An 18,976-nucleotide genomic window follows, 5' to 3' on the forward strand; every position below is an offset into this window, starting at 1 on the left:
AAATTTGGATAATGTAATGAAAGGATGACAGACAAGATGACAGCAATAATTAAAGTGGACGACTTGGCCATGTCTTATGACGACCAATTCGTATTAGAGGATATAAACATTGCTATTAAGGAAAATTCGAAGACGGCCATTATCGGGCCAAATGGTGCCGGTAAGTCGACTTTATTGAATTGTATGCTTGATTTTTTGAAGCCCTTGAAAGGTGATGTGACCTTCTATGGCAAGGCATACAAGGAATACTATAAGAAAATCGCTTATGTACCCCAATCATCTTCGGTGAATTGGGACTTCCCAACAACGGTTTTAGATGTTGTTTTAATGGGTCGGTATGTACATCAAGGCTTTTTCAAAAAAGCCAGCCAAACGGACAAGGGCCGGGCACTTGCTGCCTTAGCAAGTGTCAATATGACTGACTACGCTGACCGGCAAATCGCTCAGCTTTCTGGCGGGCAACGTCAAAGGGTTTTCTTAGCCCGTGCCATCTGCCAGGACGCGGACATTTACTTCTTGGATGAACCAATGAAGGGAATCGATATTAAGACGGAGAAACTTTTCGCAGAGATTATTAACCAATTTCAACGCGACGGGAAGACCCTTATTATCGTTCACCACGATTTGGCCACAGTCCGAGAGTACTTTGACCATGTCATCTTGTTGAATAAGACGGTCATTGGCCAAGGTCCAGTTGCGGAAACCTTCAATGAAGACAATATTGCGGCGGCGTATGATCAAAGGATTGGTGAGATTTATGGCCATATTAACTGATTTCTCCTTTCAAATCGTCTTGCTTGGGACAGTCGTTTTAGCTATGGCATCAGGTGTCGTCGGGACAGTGACTGTCCTTCGGGGGCAAAGTCTGATAGGGGACGCGATTGGTCACGCCACTTTTGCGGGTATCGTTATCGCCTTTATGCTTTTCCAATCAAAGAATACCCTGATTTTAACCTTAGGTGCTTTTGTTGCGGGTATGGTGGCCTTCTACTTTATCGAGTTGATTCATAAGCATTCCTTGGTCAGCCTTAATTCGGCCTTGGCTTTAGTCTTGTCTTCTTTCTTTGGATTGGGGATGGCCTTGAAGTCATACATCCAAGGCAACCCGCAGTTTGGTGACGCATCACAAGCAGGACTTCAACACTATATTTTCGGGCAGGCAGCCTTTTTGCTGAAATCAGATGTCTGGTTAATCATCATCGCTTCAGTGATCGCATTAACGATTTTCATCGCCTGCTACCAGCAAATCAAGATTTTTGTCTTCGACCCGAATTACGCGAAAGCAGTCGGCATCCAGGCCAACGTATTGAACTGGGGCATTCTCCTGATGGCTATCGTCATGATCGTTGTCGGGCTAAAGGCAGTCGGCGCCATCCTTATCTCCAACATGCTGATCACACCAGCGATTACCGGCCTGCAATGGTCAAAACGGTTTCCAGTCGTCTTGCTGGTGGCTGCTGTATCGGGCGGAATCTCCGCTGGTATCGGCACCTACTTATCATCAACCATCTCAAACTTACCGACTGGACCAACCATTATCGTGGTCATGTCGATCGTCTCGCTATTGTCCATTATTTTTGGACCAAGAGGTTATGTGGTCGCTTATTTACGGAAGAAACGGTATTTAACGACCCATCAAGATGACACGTTTGAGACAGAGGAGGTGGTATAATGGGGGCTTTATCAGTTGTAATGATTACGGCCGTTTCCTGCGCCTTGCTCGGTGTATTTTTAGTTCTGAAAAACAAGGCCATGGTGGCTGACGCCTTGTCACATACGGTTTTACTAGGTATTGTCCTTGGTTACTTTATTGCCGGTGACCTAGATTCACCGATTCTATTTGTCGGGGCAGCCCTATTTGGTGTGATGACTGTCTATGCCATTGAATACGTGGTCAACAAGTTTGCTATCCAAAGCGATGCGGCCACTGGCTTGGTCTTTACCCTGCTTTTTGCCATCGCCATCATCCTGATTTCTAAGTATGCACGAAATGTTCACTTAGATGTAGATGTGGTCTTGAGCGGGGAAGTAGTCTTTGCGACCTTAAATACTATGGAAGTATTTGGAATCCAGGTACCGATTGCCTTCGTCCGGATGTTTGTCATGTTGGTGATTAATCTGGCCTTTGTCGCAGTGACCTACCAACAACTCAAAGTCAGCATTTTTGACCCCGTTTACGCGAAATCAATCGGCGTAGCAGTTGGTTTGTTGAATCTGGTCCTGATGACACTGGTATCCGTCACTACCGTTGTCGCCTTCGATATCGTTGGTGCCATCCTAGTCATCTCCCTAATGGTAGCACCAGCCTTGAGTGCCCATTTACTGTCAAAACGGCTAAGCATCATGTTGCTAGTGGCCTTATTGTACGGGGCAATCAACAGTATCCTTGGTTACTATGTAGCCCTCCACTTCAACGTGTCCATTTCAGGAACCATCGCCTTCGCGGGTTTTGTGACCTTCTTATTGACACTCTTGTTTGCACCAAATGGTTTAATTGGCAAGCGGTTCAAGCGGGCATAAAAAGACTGTGCTTGCGGATTGAAGCGTACATAGAAAATTGCATGAGCGCCTTGCTTAGACAAGACTGTCTGAGTGGGGCGTTTTTTCTTTTTGACAAAAATATTAAGCAGATTTTACCTACTTGCACCTAGTCCCCACAAACTATAAAATGAGAGATGATAATGAACATTTATGATTATGAATGAAAATAGTAACGATATAGAACGGAGGGTGTTCATGAAAGAGAGTCATCAGTACTTCGAAAATAACGAAGATCTTGAACACGACTTTAAACGATACGAGACCGTGATTTTTGACCGGCCATTTACCTTCAAGACCGACTCAGGCGTCTTTTCTAGGGAAAACTTAGATTTTGGAACCCGGGTTATGCTTGAAGCCTTGGATTTTGACCAACTTGCACCGGGAGACCTGCTTGATTTAGGCGCTGGTTACGGGCCTGTAGGGGTCATTATGGGGACTATGCTGCCTGACCGCGCCATCTATGGGGTAGACATCTCTGAGCGAGCAATTGGTCTGGCTAAGGACAACGCGGCATCTAACCATGTTGACAACGTCACTTTCACCGTTTCAAATGCCTATGAAGCCATTGATAAAAGAGATTTCGGTGTTATTCTGACGAATCCACCAGTTCGTGCGGGTAAGGAAATGGTGCATCATTTTATGAGCGAAGCCATCCACTATCTAAAACCGGGTGGCGAAATTTATGTAGTTTTACAAAAGAAACAAGGGGCACCTTCAGCGATGAAGAAATTAGAAGAAGTCTTTGGTAACGTTGAAGAAATCGAACGCCGTAAAGGCTATTGGATTTTAAAAAGTGTAAAAGAAGGCGAATAAACCATCATGGCGGGCATTGCATCCTTTGGGTGTAGTGCTTTTTTATTTGGTCGGGAAAGTTTCCGAATAGAACAATACTTGTACTTTTAGAAGTTTGTGAAATTAAGCCCTTTCATTTTTAGTTTAAAGGGGTGTAGAAAGTTAACATAAAAAATGACCTATTTGTGAAAACTTGTCAAATCAACCTTTTCAAGGATTCTTTTTTGAAAATTTTCGGTGAACGTGTTACGGTAATATGGTGAGTTTACGTTGCGTTTTGTAACAAAGTGTCAAAATAAAGGAGGATTATGATGACTACAGCAATAAAAATTGAGAATTTAACTAAAATTTATGGATCACGCGCTCAAACTGAAAAAGCGAAAAAACTATTAAATGAAGGAAAATCTAAAGAAGAAATCGTCCAACAAACAGGTGCGACAGTCGGGGTCGACAACGCCAGTTTAGATATCAAACAAGGTGAAACTTTCGTTATCATGGGATTGTCTGGCTCAGGTAAATCAACTATGTTACGTATGATCAACCGTTTAATTGAACCAACAGCGGGTAACATCACAATTTTAGGTGATGACGTGACAGGTGCTAATAAAGATGAATTACGTGAAATCAGACGTAAAAAAGTGAGTATGGTATTCCAAAGCTTCGCCTTATTCCCACACAAAACAATTCTTGAAAATACAGAATTCGGTTTGGAGATTCAAGGTGTAAGCAAAGAAGAACGTCAAAAAGCTGCTGAAAAAGCACTAGAAAACTCTGGTTTGTTAACTTTTAAAGACCAATATCCAAACCAATTATCTGGTGGTATGCAACAACGTGTTGGTTTAGCACGTGCCCTAGCTAACGACCCAGAAATCCTATTAATGGATGAAGCCTTCTCAGCGCTTGACCCATTGATCCGTCGTGACATGCAAGATGAGTTAGTTGATTTACAAGAACGTGTAAACAAAACAATCGTCTTCATTACCCATGACTTGGATGAAGCTTTAAGAATCGGTGACCGTATCGCCTTAATGAAAGACGGAGAAGTCGTTCAAGTGGGTACCGGTGAAGAAATCTTAACGAATCCAGCTAACGATTACGTTGAACGGTTTGTTGAAAGTGTTGACCGTTCTAAAGTCCTTACTGCAGAACATGCTATGGAACGTCCAAACTTCTTATTGAATGTTGAAAAGCATGGTGCCAGAATGGCTCTACACCGCATGGAAGAAGAAAACTACAACTTCCTAATGGTGACGAACAACAAACGTGAGTTATTAGGTTACGTTCGTAACACAGATGTTGCCAAAATGATCAAAGGCAACCAAAACAAAGAATATCTATCTGTTGAATCTCTTATCCGTACTGACCATCCAGTCGTACACCCAGAAACACCGATTAATGATATTTATGACGTAATGGGTAACGCGATTATGCCAATCTCAGTTGTAGATGACGAAAATCACTTATTGGGTATGATAAGTTCTAAGATGGTTATCAACAGCTTAGCAAATGACAACAGCGAAGAAGCTGATGCAACAAATACTGAAGAGGGGGAAGAATTGAATGTTTAATTTAGCGATGTTTCCAATTGAGCAACTACCAGTTGCTGATTGGATTGAAGCAGCAACAAACTGGTTAACCGTTACATTCTCAGGTTTATTTGGCGCCATCCAAAGTGGGGGCTCAGCCTTTATGAACGGGATTACCAACTTATTACTATTAATTCCACCATTTGCCTTTATCTTAATCGTGGCAGTGATTGCTTATTTTGCAAGTAAGAAGCAATTATCATTATCTGCCTTCGCCTTAGTTGGTTTAGGTTACATTTTAAACCAAGGTTTATGGTCAGAATTAATGAACACAGTGACATTGGTACTGGTTTCTAGTGTGATCTCAATTATTATCGGGGTACCTTTAGGGATTTGGTCAGCGAAATCAAAAACTGTCCACAATATCTTAAAACCGATCTTAGACTTCATGCAGACAATGCCAGCCTTTGTTTACCTAATTCCAGCCGTTGCCTTCTTCGGTATCGGTATTGTACCAGGTACATTCGCGTCAGTAATTTTCGCCTTACCACCAACAGTACGATTCACTGAATTAGGAATCAAACAAATCTCTACTGAGTTAATTGAAGCAGCAGATGCTTTCGGTTCAACTGGTAAACAAAAATTATTTAAAGTGGAATTACCTTTAGCTAAATCGACTATCATGGCTGGTGTAAACCAAACAGTGATGCTTGCTTTATCTATGGTTGTTACAGCGTCAATGATTGGTGCGCCTGGTCTAGGTCGTCAAGTATTAACCGCTCTACAACGTGCGTCAGTAGGTTCAGGATTTGTGTCAGGTCTAGCGATTGTTATCTTAGCAATCTTGATTGACCGTTTAACAAACCGTTTCACAGCTGATAAAAATAGCTAAGTCGAGGAAAGGAGAATCCATTTTGAAGAAAAAACTTAAAGGCTTGTGGATTGCTGTCATTGCAATCTTGGGATTAGTCCTTACTTTCGGTTCTGCCGATGCATACAAATCAAACATTTTTAATTTAGTCTCTGGTGAAGACAAGGGAACCATTACCTTATCTTATGTAACGTGGGATACGGAAATTGCCTCTACAAATGTGATCGCTGAAGTATTGCGTCAAGCAGGCTATACTGTAGAAATTACACCATTAGACAACGCGATTATGTGGTCATCTGTTGCTACAAACGAAGCGGATGCTATGGTGGGTGCTTGGTTACCTAACACACATGCACCGCAATACGAACAATATGGTGATCAAATGGAAGACTTGGGTCCTAACTTAGAGGGTGCGATTACAGGTTTAACCGTACCAACTTACATGGAAGATGTGAACTCAATCGAGGACTTAAGTGACCAAGCGAACCAAACGATTACAGGTATTGAACCTGGTGCGGGTGTTGTAGCGGCTGCAGAAGAGGCAGTAGGTACATACAGCAACCTAAGTGATTGGACAGTTCAAACATCATCTTCAGGTGCCATGACGACCGAATTAGGTACAGCTATTGCTAATGAAGAAGAAATCGTCATTACTGGTTGGTCACCACACTGGATGTTCCAAGAGTATGACTTGAAATATTTAGAAGATACTGAAGGTGTCTTCGGAGACGGTGAAACAATCAACACAATGGCCCGCCTAGGGTTGCAAGACGATATGCCAGAAGCTTACCAAATTTTAGATAACTTCTTCTGGGAAGTTGAGGATATGGAATCTGTAATGGCTGAAATCAATGACGGTGCCGATCCTCAAACTGCAGCACAAGACTGGATTGAAGCAAATCAAGATACAGTTGATCAATGGTTAGCTGTTGAAGAATAAGTAAATAAAAGCATAAATAGGACTAAAATCGGGTTTGAGCCTTCCAAAAGGACTGCGTTTCAGATTAAGTTGCAGTTGACTTTGTCAGCTAGTGCCTTAATCTTTCAGCGTTCTCTTTCTGGACCTCAATCCTTACAAAGTCTCAACGAGCTTAAACAGGAGTGAGGCACACTAGTAGCCCCTCCTGTTTTTTTAGATAAAGTAGCGAACATTTGTAACTAGGGAAGTATATTTCGGGAGTGTAAAAATGTTTAAGAAAATAGGTTTAGTAGTCGCGCTAATTGTTGGGTTATTATTCACTTTTGGAAGTGAAGATTCATACCAAACGAATGTAGGGTCCAATAAAGGTGGGCAAACGGTGAATCTAGCCACAGTTAATTGGGAGTCAGAAATTGCTTCGACAACTGTTTTGGCACAAGTGCTAGAAGAAGCGGGCTTTAATGTCCAGATGACCACAGTCGATCCTGCCATCATGTGGAGTTCTGTTGCTGAAGGGCAAGCGGATGCCATGGTTGGTGGTTGGGTACCAGTCACACATCAAGCTTATGAAGCGGAATACGGCGGTTCCATGGTTGACTTAGGCCCTAACTTAGAAGGGGCGATTTCAGCACTAACTGTTCCAACCCATATGGAAGATGTGAATTCGATTGAAGATTTAACGGACGAAGATGGATCTACGATTACAGCCATTGAACCGGGTGCTGGTGTCACAAACAGTGCGCAGAATTCAGTAAAAGAATATGACAACTTATCTGGTTGGGAAGTTTCGGTAAGTTCTACTGGTGCAATGATTGCTGAACTTGAGCAAGCGATTGAAAATGAGGAAGAAATTGTTGTCACAGGTTGGCAACCACACTGGATGTTCATGGATTACGACCTAAAAATGCTTGAAGATCCAAAAAACATCTTTGGTGGTCATGAAGAAATTCGTTCATACGCTAGAGAAGGATTTCAAGAAGATAATCCAGAAGCTTACAAAATCATCGATAACTTCTACTGGGAAGTAGCTGACATGTCTGCTGTAATGGAAGAATTGGCTACAGGTGTTGAACCAGAAGAAGCAGCAGATAACTGGATTGAAGCCAATCGTGAAACAGTAGACGGCTGGTTAGAATAAAGTTTCTTCTATTCATAAATAGATTTAGAACATTGATAGCAATAAACAAAAATAAAGACAGGCGAGTAGATTAAATAGAAGTCTACCGCCTGTCTTTTATTTGTTATAAAGGATGTTGTATATCCAAGGTGAAAAAGTGATTTTCGTTTGGCTTAGAAAATCATTGTGTCTGCGCCGTATGGTTGACCTAGTGCTTCTTGCGCTAAGACATTTAAGAAGTTCCAAGGGCGGTTGAATTCTGGTTGGAAGAAGAAATCAGCGTGTGCTAATTGGTCTACAGTCCATTCAGCATCAATCGCAACAGATACAGCATTAATAGCTTGAAGAATGTCGTAAGTTGACATTAATTGAGCACCTAATACGCGACCGCTATCTGCATCATAGTGAAGTTTCATTAATACTTTTTCTTCGTCATGCATAAATGAAGGACGGATTAAGTCTTCCTTGTATACAGATTTCACGTTGCCATTGTAAGAGCTAACGTTAGCGTCTTTGATACCAGTAGTCGCAAATTTGTAGTCAAATACAGCAAGACCTGATGTACCGTTTACACGACCAATTTTAGCGTCTGCATCACCACTTGCGTGACGAGCCATGATGACACCTTGGCGACGAGCGTTGGTTGCTAAAGCAATGTAAGCTTTGTCGTTTGTTGGTGCAAAAGGAATGGCAGTTGCATCACCAGCAGCGTAAACATCTTTAACTGAAGTTTCCATGTGTTCGTTGACTTCAACAAAGCCACGACCATCAAGGGTTAAAGTGTCTTTCAGCCATTGTGTGTTTGGACGAACACCAACACTGATAACAACTGTATCAGCTTCGTAAGTGCCTTTGTCAGTGACTACAGCAGTTACTTCGTTGTTTTCGTTGACTTTAAATTCTTTCACACCTTCGCCAGTTTTAATCTTCATACCTTTGTCTTCCATATGTTTTGTTAGAAGACTAGTGAATTCACTGTCAAGATAGGTTGGTAAGATTGAGTCTACGAAGTCAACAACTGTAACATCAATACCAGCTTGTGCGTAAGCAACTGCTACCTCGATACCGATGTATCCAGCACCAACAATGACCGCTTTTTTAGCTGAAGCCATACGGTTTTTCACTTTATCTGCCCAGTTTCTACCGCGTAAGTAGAAGATGTTTTCGTGTTGGTCATCTACATTCGGAATAGTTCCTGGCACGCCACCTGGAGAAAGCAATAGTTTGTCGTAACTTTCTGTAGCTTCTACACCGTCAGTTGTACGTGTTGTAATTTCTTTTGTGTCTGGGTTGATGGCAATCACTCTTGTGTTCATGCGGATGTCAACACCTTGTTCTTTATAAGATGCTTCATTTGCGTAGTGTAATTCATCCAAAGATTTTGCAATGTCTTCTAGATAGGACTGAATACCACATGATAAGAAAGAAGCGGTTGATCCAGCTTCAAATACAACGATTTCTGCATCTGAGTCTTTTTTCAATAGTGTTTGCACAGCTTCGAAACCTGCATGTGAAGTTCCTACTACAACGTATTTCATTCGTATTACCTCCAAAGGTCAATGTTTATCGTAAATAGAATTTATTTACCCAACTAATTATACACTTCTTTGTGAAAAAATGGGAGAATTGTCATATATAACAATTTTACGTTTTTCTAGACGTAAATGTCTATTAGGGCGCGAAAAAATACACTTTATCAACCAAGAAAAATTTTAATAATTAGATTGCGCATGAATCTCTGGGTAATTTGTTTTGTTTAATTTTTCAAACAACATTAATCGTTGACATGGAAGTGTAAATGGTGTATGATGATTTCTGTATATTATTAATTGGATTGGGACGTGCCGAAATATTGTCCGGACGCGTTTCTAGGCGAAAACAAAAGGTAATGACAGGGAAGTCAAATCATCTTTTGTTATTTTTTTGCCCATTTTTAGGGTAAAAAGGCCTTAATGAGTAATTTCTTATCAAATTCTCATTAAATTCTAACAGTTTAAATTTCGGAGAGGTGGCTTTTAATGACTGGGCATAATGTCAATTTCGGTAAACATCGCGTTCGCCGCAGTTACTCACGTATTAATGAAGTGCTAGAATTGCCAAACTTGATTGAAATCCAAACGGACTCATACAAATGGTTCTTGGATCAAGGGATGAAAGAAATGTTTGAAGACATTTCTCCTATTGAAGATCATGCTGGTAAATTAGCCTTAGAATTTGTTGATTATTCATTTAAAGAAGCTAAATACAACTTAGCAGAAGCGCGTGCACATGATACAAACTACTCAGCGCCAATTTATGTTAAATTGCGCTTAATGAATAAAGAAACTGGTGAAATCAAGGATCAAGAAGTATTCTTCGGTGATTTCCCACTAATGACTGATGGTGGTACCTTTATCATCAACGGTGCGGAACGTGTAATCGTTTCTCAATTAGTGCGTTCTCCAGGTGTCTACTTCCATGACAAATTAGATAAAAATGGTCGCCAATCATTTGGTACCACTGTAATCCCTAACCGTGGTGCATGGTTAGAAATGGAAACAGATGCGAAAAACATCTCTTACGTACGTATTGACCGCACACGTAAAGTGCCAATGTCAGTATTGATGCGTGCATTAGGTTTCTCTTCTGATGACCAAATTCGTGAAATCTTCGGAGAAAGCCAAACATTAGAATTAACTTTAGAAAAAGATGTTCACAAAGACTTATCTGATTCTCGTACAGAAGAAGCCTTAAAAGAAATCTACGAACGTCTACGTCCAGGTGAACCAAAGACTGCAGACTCATCTCGTAACTTACTAACTGCTCGCTTCTTTGATCCACGTCGCTATGACTTAGCAGCTGTTGGTCGTTACAAAGTAAACAAAAAGTTAGATATTAAAAACCGCTTATTCAACCAAATCTTGGCTGAAACTTTGGTTGATCCAGAAACTGGTGAAATCTTAGCGGATAAAGGTACTGAATTAAACCGCGAAATCATGGACAAATTAGAGCCATATTTTGACAATGGTTTAAACGTCACAACATTATATCCAAATGACGATGCTGTCCTAACAGAACCTGTTGATGTACAAATCATTAAAATCCAAGCACCTAAAGACGCTGACCGGGTAATCAACGTTATTGGTAACGCGAGCCCAGGTAGAGAAGCTCGTGCTTTAACAATTGCTGACGTGTTAGCTTCATTAAATTACTTCTTAGGTTTATATGAAGGAATTGGTAAAACAGACGACATCGACCATTTAGGTAACCGTCGTATTCGTTCAGTTGGTGAATTATTACAAAACCAATTCCGTATCGGTTTATCTCGTATGGAACGTGTTGTACGTGAACGTATGTCTATCCAAGACATTGAAAAAGTAACCCCACAACAATTAATCAACATCCGTCCAGTAGTTGCGTCAATTAAAGAGTTCTTCGGTTCTTCTCAATTGTCTCAATTCATGGACCAAACCAACCCATTAGGTGAGTTGACGCACAAACGTCGTCTATCTGCCTTAGGACCTGGTGGTTTGACTCGTGACCGTGCCGGATATGAAGTGCGTGACGTTCACTACTCTCACTATGGTCGTATGTGTCCAATCGAAACACCTGAGGGACCAAATATTGGGTTGATCAACAACTTGGCGTCATATGCGAAAATCAATGAATTTGGTTTCATTGAAACACCATACCGCCGTGTTGACTGGAACACACATAAAGTAACAGACCGTATCGACTACTTAACAGCTGACGAAGAAGATAATTTCGTTATCGCCCAAGGTAACTCTATCTTGAACGAAGACGGTTCATTCGCAGAAGAAATTGTTATGGCTCGTTACGTTGAAGAAAATATCGAAGTGAAACCTGAACGTGTTGACTATATGGACGTTTCACCTAAACAGGTAGTATCTGTTGCAACAGCGTCAATTCCTTTCTTGGAAAACGATGACTCTAACCGTGCCTTGATGGGTGCTAACATGCAACGTCAAGCTGTGCCATTGTTACAACCACATGCACCACTAGTTGGTACTGGTATGGAACATAAAGCCGCAGCTGACTCCGGTGCAGCAGTCGTTGCTCAATTTGATGGTGTTGTTGAGTATGTCGATGCAAGTGAAATCCGTGTACGCCGTGAAGATGGTGCTTTAGACAAGTACCCATTAATCAAATACCACCGTTCAAATGCCTCAGCATCTTACAACCAAACACCTAACGTGACTATTGGCGAATCTGTTACTGCTGGCGAAATCCTAGCTAACGGACCTTCAATGGAAAAAGGAGAAATGGCTTTAGGTCAAAACCCATTAATCGCCTTCATGACTTGGGACGGTTATAACTACGAGGATGCGGTTATCATGTCTGAACGTTTAGTGAAAGACGATGTCTACACTTCTATTCATATTGATGAATTAGAATCTGAAGCGCGTGACACTAAATTAGGACCTGAAGAAATCACACGTGAAATTCCTAACGTTGGTGAAGATTCATTACGTAATCTTGATGAACGCGGCATCATCCGTATTGGTGCTGAAGTGAAAGATGGTGACATCTTAGTTGGTAAAGTAACGCCTAAAGGTGTAACTGAATTATCAGCAGAAGAGCACTTATTACACGCTATCTTCGGTGAAAAAGCACGTGAAGTTCGTGATACATCATTACGCGTACCACATGGTGGCGGCGGTATCGTTAACGACGTGAAAGTATTCTACCGTGAAAACGGCGATGAATTATCACCAGGTGTTTCTATGTTAGTCCGTGTTTACATTATCCAAAAACGTAAGATCCAAGTTGGAGATAAAATGGCCGGACGTCATGGTAACAAAGGGGTTGTGTCTCGTATCTTACCTCAAGAGGACATGCCTTACATGCCAGACGGAACACCGGTTGATATCATGTTGAACCCTCTAGGGGTACCTTCTCGTATGAACATCGGGCAAGTATTAGAGTTGCATTTAGGTATGGCTGCACGCGAAATGGGCATCCACATTGCAACACCAGTATTTGACGGGGCCAACGAAGAAGACGTATGGGAAACAATCAAAGAAGCAGGTATGGCAAGCGACGCTAAAACTGTTCTTTACGATGGTCGTACAGGTGAACCATTCGACAACCGTGTTTCTGTAGGGGTAATGTACTACTTGAAACTGTCTCACATGGTCGATGACAAATTACATGCGCGTTCAACAGGTCCTTACTCACTTGTTACACAACAACCATTGGGTGGTAAAGCACAATTTGGTGGACAACGTTTCGGTGAGATGGAGGTTTGGGCACTAGAAGCATACGGTGCGGCATACACATTACAAGAAATCTTGACTTACAAGTCAGATGACGTTGTAGGACGTGTACAAACATACGAAGCTATCGTTAAAGGTGAACCAATTCCAAAACCAGGTGTACCTGAATCATTCCGTGTATTAGTTAAAGAGTTGCAATCATTAGGTCTAGACATTGAAGTATTAGACTCTGATAAGAAAGCAGTAGATTTACGTGACATGGATGAAGTAACACCGGGCTTCCCTAAAAAAGATCAAGAAAGCAAAGAAAATGCAGTTGAGGCAGATGCAACTGTTGAATCACAAGCAAGTGAAATCACTGCACAAAAACAAGTAAACGAATAATTCGGGCAAATTAGATAAGGGAGGTTGGCCCCTTGGTAGATGTAAATAGATTTGAAAGCATGCGTATCGGGTTAGCTTCACCAGACAAGATCAGATCATGGTCTTACGGTGAGGTTAAGAAACCCGAAACCATCAACTACCGTACACTTAAATCAGAAAAAGAAGGTCTTTTTGACGAAAGAATCTTTGGACCTTCTAAAGACTGGGAATGTTCTTGTGGTAAATACAAGGGCATTCGCTATGCTGGTGTTGTCTGTGACCGCTGTGGCGTTGAAGTTACACGTTCTAAAGTACGTCGTGAACGTATGGGTCACATTGAATTAGCGACACCTGTAACACATATTTGGTACTTCAAAGGTATCCCATCTCGTATGGGCTTGATGTTAGACATGAGCCCACGTTCGCTTGAAGAAGTTATCTACTTCGCATCTTACGTTGTAACAGATGCTGGTGATACGCCATTAGATTACAAACAATTGTTATCTGAAAAAGAGTACCGCGACAACAAACGCGAGTACGGTGAAGGCTTTAAAGCAGCAATGGGTGCTGACGCCATCAAGACCTTGTTATCACAAGTTCAAATTGATAGCGAAGTTGCCGACTTAAAAGAAGAATTAAAAACAGCTAAAGGTCAAAAACGTACACGTGCAATCCGTCGTTTAGACGTTTTAGATGCTTTCCGTAAATCAGGTAACGATCCTGCGTGGATGGTAATGGATGTAATTCCAGTTATCCCACCAGAATTACGCCCGATGGTTCAATTAGATGGTGGCCGTTTCGCAACCTCTGACTTGAACGACTTGTACCGTCGTGTAATCAACCGTAACAACCGTTTGAAACGTCTATTAGACTTAAATGCACCAAATATTATCGTGCAAAATGAAAAACGTATGTTACAAGAAGCGGTTGATGCGCTATTCGATAACGGTCGTCGTGGTCGTCCAGTTACTGGTCCAGGTAACCGTCCATTGAAATCATTGTCACATATGCTTAAAGGTAAGCAAGGACGTTTCCGTCAAAACTTACTTGGTAAACGTGTTGACTACTCTGGTCGTTCTGTAATTGTCGTTGGTCCTTCATTGAAGATGTACCAAGCTGGTTTACCAAAAGAAATGGCGCTTGAATTATTCAAACCATTCTTGATGCGTGAATTAGTTGCCCGCGATATGGCAATCAACGTGAAACATGCCAAACGTAAAATCGAACATCAAGATGAAGATGTTTGGGACGTTCTAGGCGAAATCATTCGTGAACATCCAGTTCTATTGAACCGCGCACCTACCTTACACCGTTTAGGTATCCAAGCCTTTGAACCAGTCTTAGTTGAAGGTAAAGCAATCCGTCTTCACCCACTTGTGTGTGAAGCTTACAATGCCGACTTCGATGGTGACCAAATGGCGGTCCATTTACCATTAGGGGAAGAAGCACAAGCAGAAGCACGTTTATTAATGCTAGCTGCAACGCATATCTTGAACCCTAAAGATGGTCAACCAGTTGTTACACCGTCTCAAGATATGGTCTTAGGTAACTACTACCTGACAATGGAAGAACCTGAAGTAATGGGTGAAGGTATGTTAATGTCTTCTATTAATGAAGCGCATATCGCCTATACGAATGGTTACGTGCAATTACATACACGTGTTGCCTTCCCAACAGATGCACTACCTAAAAAACCTTGGACTGAAAACCAAAAAGGTAAATTGATGGTGACAACTATCGGTAAATTATTCTTTAACGAGGTAATGCCTGAAGAGTTCCCGTACATCAACGAACCAACAACTGAAAACTTAGAATCATCTCTATCTGACAAGTTCATCATGGAACCAGGTACAGACGTGAAAGAGTTCATCAGTCGTCAAGATATGGTTTCACCATTCAAGAAAAAATACTTAGCGCGTATCATCGCACAAGTATTTAAAGTATCAAGAATCACTGAAACTTCAATTATCTTGGATAAAATGAAAGATTTAGGTTTCAAATACTCTACACGTTCAGGTATTACCGTAGGTGTGGCAGATATTACAAACCTAGAGTCAAAAGCGGCGTCTATCCAAAAAGGACATGACCGCGTTGACAAGATTACAAAACAATACCGTCGTGGTTTGATTACAAACGACGAACGTTATGACCAAGTTATCGACACTTGGAACAAAGTAAAAGATGAAATCCAGTTTGCCCTAATGAACTCACTTGATCAAGATAACCCATTCTTCATCATGTCTGATTCAGGTGCCCGTGGTAACATCTCTAACTTTACCCAACTTGCTGGTATGCGTGGTTTGATGGCCGGACCTAATGGTAAGATCATCGAGTTACCAATCTTGTCTAACTTCCGTGAAGGTTTGACCGTACAAGAAATGTTTATCTCGACTCACGGTGCCCGTAAAGGTATGACCGATACGGCCCTTAAGACAGCCGATTCAGGTTACTTGACTCGTCGTCTTGTTGACGTTGCCCAAGATGTAATCATTCGTGAAGCAGACTGTGGTACTGACCGTGGTTTAGCGATTGAAGCAATCAAGAATGGTAACGAAGTGATTGAAACACTTGAAGAACGTGTGACTGGCCGTTACTTACAAAAAGAAGTACGTCATCCAGAAACTGGCGAAATCATTGCGCACCACAACGAATTAGTCGACGAACAAACTGCTCGCCGCATCGTTGAAGCTGGTGTTGAGCAAGTAACAATTCGTTCTGCCTTCACATGTAACACTCGTCACGGTGTATGTAAACATTGTTACGGACGCGACCTATCTACTAACCAAGAGGTAGAAGTAGGGGAAGCGGTTGGTACAATTGCTGCACAATCTATCGGTGAACCAGGTACACAGTTAACAATGCGTACATTCCATACTGGTGGGGTTGCCGGTGATGACATCACTCAAGGTCTTCCTCGTATCCAAGAGATTGTTGAAGCACGTCATCCAAAAGGTCGTGCCGTAATTACTGAGGTTGCTGGAGAAATCGAAGCAATCGAAGAAGACGAAGCAAGCCGCACGAAGACAGTATTTGTTAAAGGTATGACTGACTCTCGTGAGTATAAAGTACCTTACACAGCGCGTATGAATGTTGCTGAAGGCGATACTGTTCACCGTGGACAACAATTAACAGAAGGTTCTATCGATCCTAAAGACTTACTACGTGTAACAAACACACTAACTGTTGAAACATACATGTTAGATGAAGTTCAACGTGTATACCGCTCTCAAGGGGTAGACATCAATGATAAACACGTGGAGGTAATGGTTCGACAAATGCTACGTAAAGTACGTGTCCTTGACCCAGGTTCAACAGACTTGTTACCAGGTAAATTAATGGATACTGCAGACTTTACAGATGCCAATACTGAAGCAATCCGTTCAGGTGAACTACCTGCAACAGCACGTCCAGTATTATTAGGTATCACTAAAGCGGCCTTAGAAACTAACAGTTTCCTATCTGCAGCCTCATTCCAAGAAACAACGAAAGTCTTAACTGACGCGGCTATCCGTGGTAAAGAAGACCACTTACTTGGATTGAAAGAGAACGTTATTATCGGTAAGATCATCCCTGCAGGTACAGGTATGGCTCGTTACCGTGAAATGGAACCGAAAAAAATCGGTGACACACAACAACTAATCTACGGCGAAGAAGTAGATGAAGATGCTGAAATTAGCCAAATTGACTACTCAAGTATTCAAGAAAACTAATTCACCATTATAGAAAATAGAAACAACAAATGAATATTCAGGCGAGAAAAAATCCCTAGGCCAAATTGGTCTAGGGATTTTGTGTTTTATAGAGAGAAGATTTTTTAAATTTACGACCGGTTCGTCACTTTGAAGGCAATAAATATAAGACCGATCATCGAAGCTGACTTGGTCGGGGTTAACGCCTTTTGTGGATACAAATTGGTCAATTAAATTCGGATCGTTGTGGATAATTTCTTGTAGATATGCCTCGGTTTCTTCAAAAGTTGGCCTGATTTCTGGATAACCATCTGACGTTAAGACAATTTCATCCCCAATCTGAACAGGAATGGTTGTGATTAAGTCGGTCGGAATTTCTTGTCCGTTTAAAACAGAATAACCAAACCGTGTTTCAGACATGTTGGCAAAAGTGTTTGAAGAAACTAAATAGGGCATGATGGCGTCCCTGGCCTCTTGGTGATGGTTAGGGTTGATATGCAAGATGAGGGACCTGAATGCACTTAAAATATCATCAGATGCCATTGGTTGGATATATAATTGCCCGTTTACACTAGCCTGACAATCCCCAATTAAGTAGATACACTTGTGAAAATCAGAATACAAAGCCATGGCAGCTTGTGGACCATGTTCGATTCGGTTTAGTGGGAAATCCACATGTGTATAAAATTTGTCCTCGAAAGCTTGGTTAACGCCCAAAATAACCGTCTCGATAGATGCCTGTGGATCTAGTGTGGCTAAGAAGTCTTTGATGATATTGGATGCTATTTTGCCAGTTTTCATACCCTCATAGGTGAAATTCGACTTGGATGTTACCCCGTCTATAACAGCGATGTAGTGGTCATTTGTAAAAAGACCGTCCTCGCATAAAACTGGCTGGCCATATTTACCCTGGATAAAAGTGTGTTGAATCTGCATATTCTCTCCCTCGCGTTTAATACCTTGCTAATTACAGTATATAGAAGATGATGGGATAGGCAAAGAATAAGTAAGGGATAAATGGCAGACCATTTGGCAAGCTCGTATGTCTGATTTTCAAATAAAAGATGTGACAAAGGGCTAGACCGCTAGCGATTAAAAGAAGGTATGAGAATTTTAAGGGACCGAGCATCAGAGCTAAGACTACCAGTGTTTTAATATCGCCACCACCAATACCCTGATGGAGTAGGTAATTGGTGGTGATTAAAGTAGTGAGGACTAATAGGGAAAAGGTAATGTGGGTTAAGCCTGCTAGGTCCGGATTTCGATATAGATAATTAAGCACAGCTAATAATAATATGACTTGAAACCGGTCTGGTATGATGTGTAAAGCCAGATCGGCACTGGTCATGATGAGAAGAATAGTAAAAATTAGGAAGAGAAGAATTGCTGTTTCAGTTGAATGGTTCAGAAAAAACAAGAAAGAAAATATAGCGAAAAATCCTTCAGAAAGTGGATAAATCAGTGAAATTGGCTGGCGGCAAGTTTGGCATTTACCTGTTGATAGGCCGTAACCGATGATTGGTATCAAAGCAAAGGGTGAAATCGGGACTTGGCAATTGTCGCACTTGGAACGACCGTGGATGAAGGATTGTCCAAGGACTGTTCTTGAGCCGACCACCATAAAAAACGAAGCAAGACTAGCAAAAAAGACCAAAAGAATGGTATAATAAACAAACGATATCATTTTCAACCTCCATATGTTTTATATACGATTTTTTTCTGCCGATGCGCAAAAAAATGATGAAAAATAAAATTTTTATGGAAATTGTGTTGACAGTGTCTAAATCAGATGGTATTATTTAGTAGTTGTCTTTGACAGATAACTAATTGAAAAATTTACGGAGAATTAGCTCAGCTGGGAGAGCGTCTGCCTTACAAGCAGGATGTCGGGGGTTCGAGCCCCTCATTCTCCACCATGACTCGTTAGCTCAGTTGGTAGAGC

The 18,976-nt window shown here is 41.4% G+C and carries 10 protein-coding genes, 1 tRNA gene and 2 pseudogenes; 10 read left to right on the forward strand and 3 right to left on the reverse strand.

The window, feature by feature from the left end:
• The first annotated feature begins 36 nt into the window (after positions 1-36).
• The 7 genes and pseudogenes from B2V22_RS03420 (at position 37) to B2V22_RS03450 (ending at position 7,787) form a co-directional block, all read left to right on the forward strand.
• Entirely contained in the window at positions 37-774 is a 738-nt protein-coding gene (locus B2V22_RS03420; RefSeq protein ID WP_290490585.1) for a metal ABC transporter ATP-binding protein, read from the forward strand.
• A complete protein-coding gene (locus B2V22_RS03425) occupies positions 758-1,672 on the forward strand; it encodes a metal ABC transporter permease (protein ID WP_290490586.1) in 915 nt (304 codons plus the stop codon). Before B2V22_RS03420 ends, B2V22_RS03425 begins: the two co-directional genes overlap by 17 nt.
• Positions 1,672-2,520 (forward strand): metal ABC transporter permease, encoded by an 849-nt coding sequence (locus B2V22_RS03430; protein ID WP_290490587.1) that lies wholly within the window; start codon positions 1,672-1,674, stop codon positions 2,518-2,520. Before B2V22_RS03425 ends, B2V22_RS03430 begins: the two co-directional genes overlap by 1 nt.
• Before the next feature lie 216 nt (positions 2,521-2,736).
• Entirely contained in the window at positions 2,737-3,354 is a 618-nt protein-coding gene (locus B2V22_RS03435; RefSeq protein ID WP_290490588.1) for a class I SAM-dependent methyltransferase, read from the forward strand.
• Between the two features lie 290 nt (positions 3,355-3,644).
• Complete coding sequence (locus tag B2V22_RS03440) at positions 3,645-4,901, forward strand: quaternary amine ABC transporter ATP-binding protein (protein ID WP_290490589.1); 1,257 nt, start codon at positions 3,645-3,647, stop codon at positions 4,899-4,901.
• A gap of 7 nt (positions 4,902-4,908) precedes the next feature.
• A pseudogene (locus B2V22_RS03445) lies at positions 4,909-6,670 on the forward strand (ABC transporter permease/substrate binding protein).
• A gap of 247 nt (positions 6,671-6,917) precedes the next feature.
• Positions 6,918-7,787 (forward strand): glycine betaine ABC transporter substrate-binding protein, encoded by an 870-nt coding sequence (locus tag B2V22_RS03450; protein ID WP_290490590.1) that lies wholly within the window; start codon positions 6,918-6,920, stop codon positions 7,785-7,787.
• A 152-nt stretch (positions 7,788-7,939) separates the two neighbouring features.
• On the opposite strand, the gene B2V22_RS03455 is transcribed toward B2V22_RS03450, so the two are convergent.
• The gene (locus tag B2V22_RS03455) at positions 7,940-9,304 is read right to left on the reverse strand and encodes an FAD-dependent oxidoreductase (RefSeq protein ID WP_290490591.1); all 1,365 of its coding nucleotides are present in this window, start codon (positions 9,302-9,304) and stop codon (positions 7,940-7,942) included.
• A 480-nt stretch (positions 9,305-9,784) separates the two neighbouring features.
• On the opposite strand from B2V22_RS03455, the pseudogene rpoB reads away from it, so the two are divergent.
• Both rpoB and rpoC read left to right on the forward strand, forming a co-directional pair.
• Positions 9,785-13,250, forward strand: a pseudogene (rpoB, locus tag B2V22_RS03460) (DNA-directed RNA polymerase subunit beta); the annotation flags it as partial.
• Positions 13,251-13,398: 148 nt separating this feature from the next.
• On the forward strand, positions 13,399-17,055 hold the full coding sequence (gene rpoC, locus B2V22_RS03465) for a DNA-directed RNA polymerase subunit beta' (RefSeq protein WP_290490593.1): 3,657 nt from the start codon (positions 13,399-13,401) through the stop codon (positions 17,053-17,055).
• On the opposite strand, the gene B2V22_RS03470 is transcribed toward rpoC, so the two are convergent.
• Together B2V22_RS03470 and B2V22_RS03475 are read right to left on the reverse strand one after the other, a co-directional pair.
• Positions 17,035-17,970, reverse strand: coding sequence for a hypothetical protein (locus B2V22_RS03470; RefSeq protein ID WP_290490594.1), 936 nt, complete (start codon positions 17,968-17,970; stop codon positions 17,035-17,037). The two genes, rpoC and B2V22_RS03470, sit on opposite strands and share 21 nt — an antisense overlap.
• 31 nt (positions 17,971-18,001) lie before the next feature.
• Positions 18,002-18,718: a prepilin peptidase gene (locus B2V22_RS03475; RefSeq protein WP_290490595.1), complete on the reverse strand. Its 717-nt coding sequence runs from the start codon at positions 18,716-18,718 to the stop codon at positions 18,002-18,004.
• 156 nt (positions 18,719-18,874) lie between these two features.
• On the opposite strand from B2V22_RS03475, the gene B2V22_RS03480 reads away from it, so the two are divergent.
• Positions 18,875-18,950: transfer RNA gene (locus B2V22_RS03480), tRNA-Val, on the forward strand.
• Positions 18,951-18,976 lie beyond the last annotated feature (26 nt).

This window comes from Aerococcus sp. UBA6277 (assembly GCF_002440555.1).
Taxonomy (GTDB): Bacteria; Bacillota; Bacilli; order Lactobacillales; family Aerococcaceae; genus Aerococcus.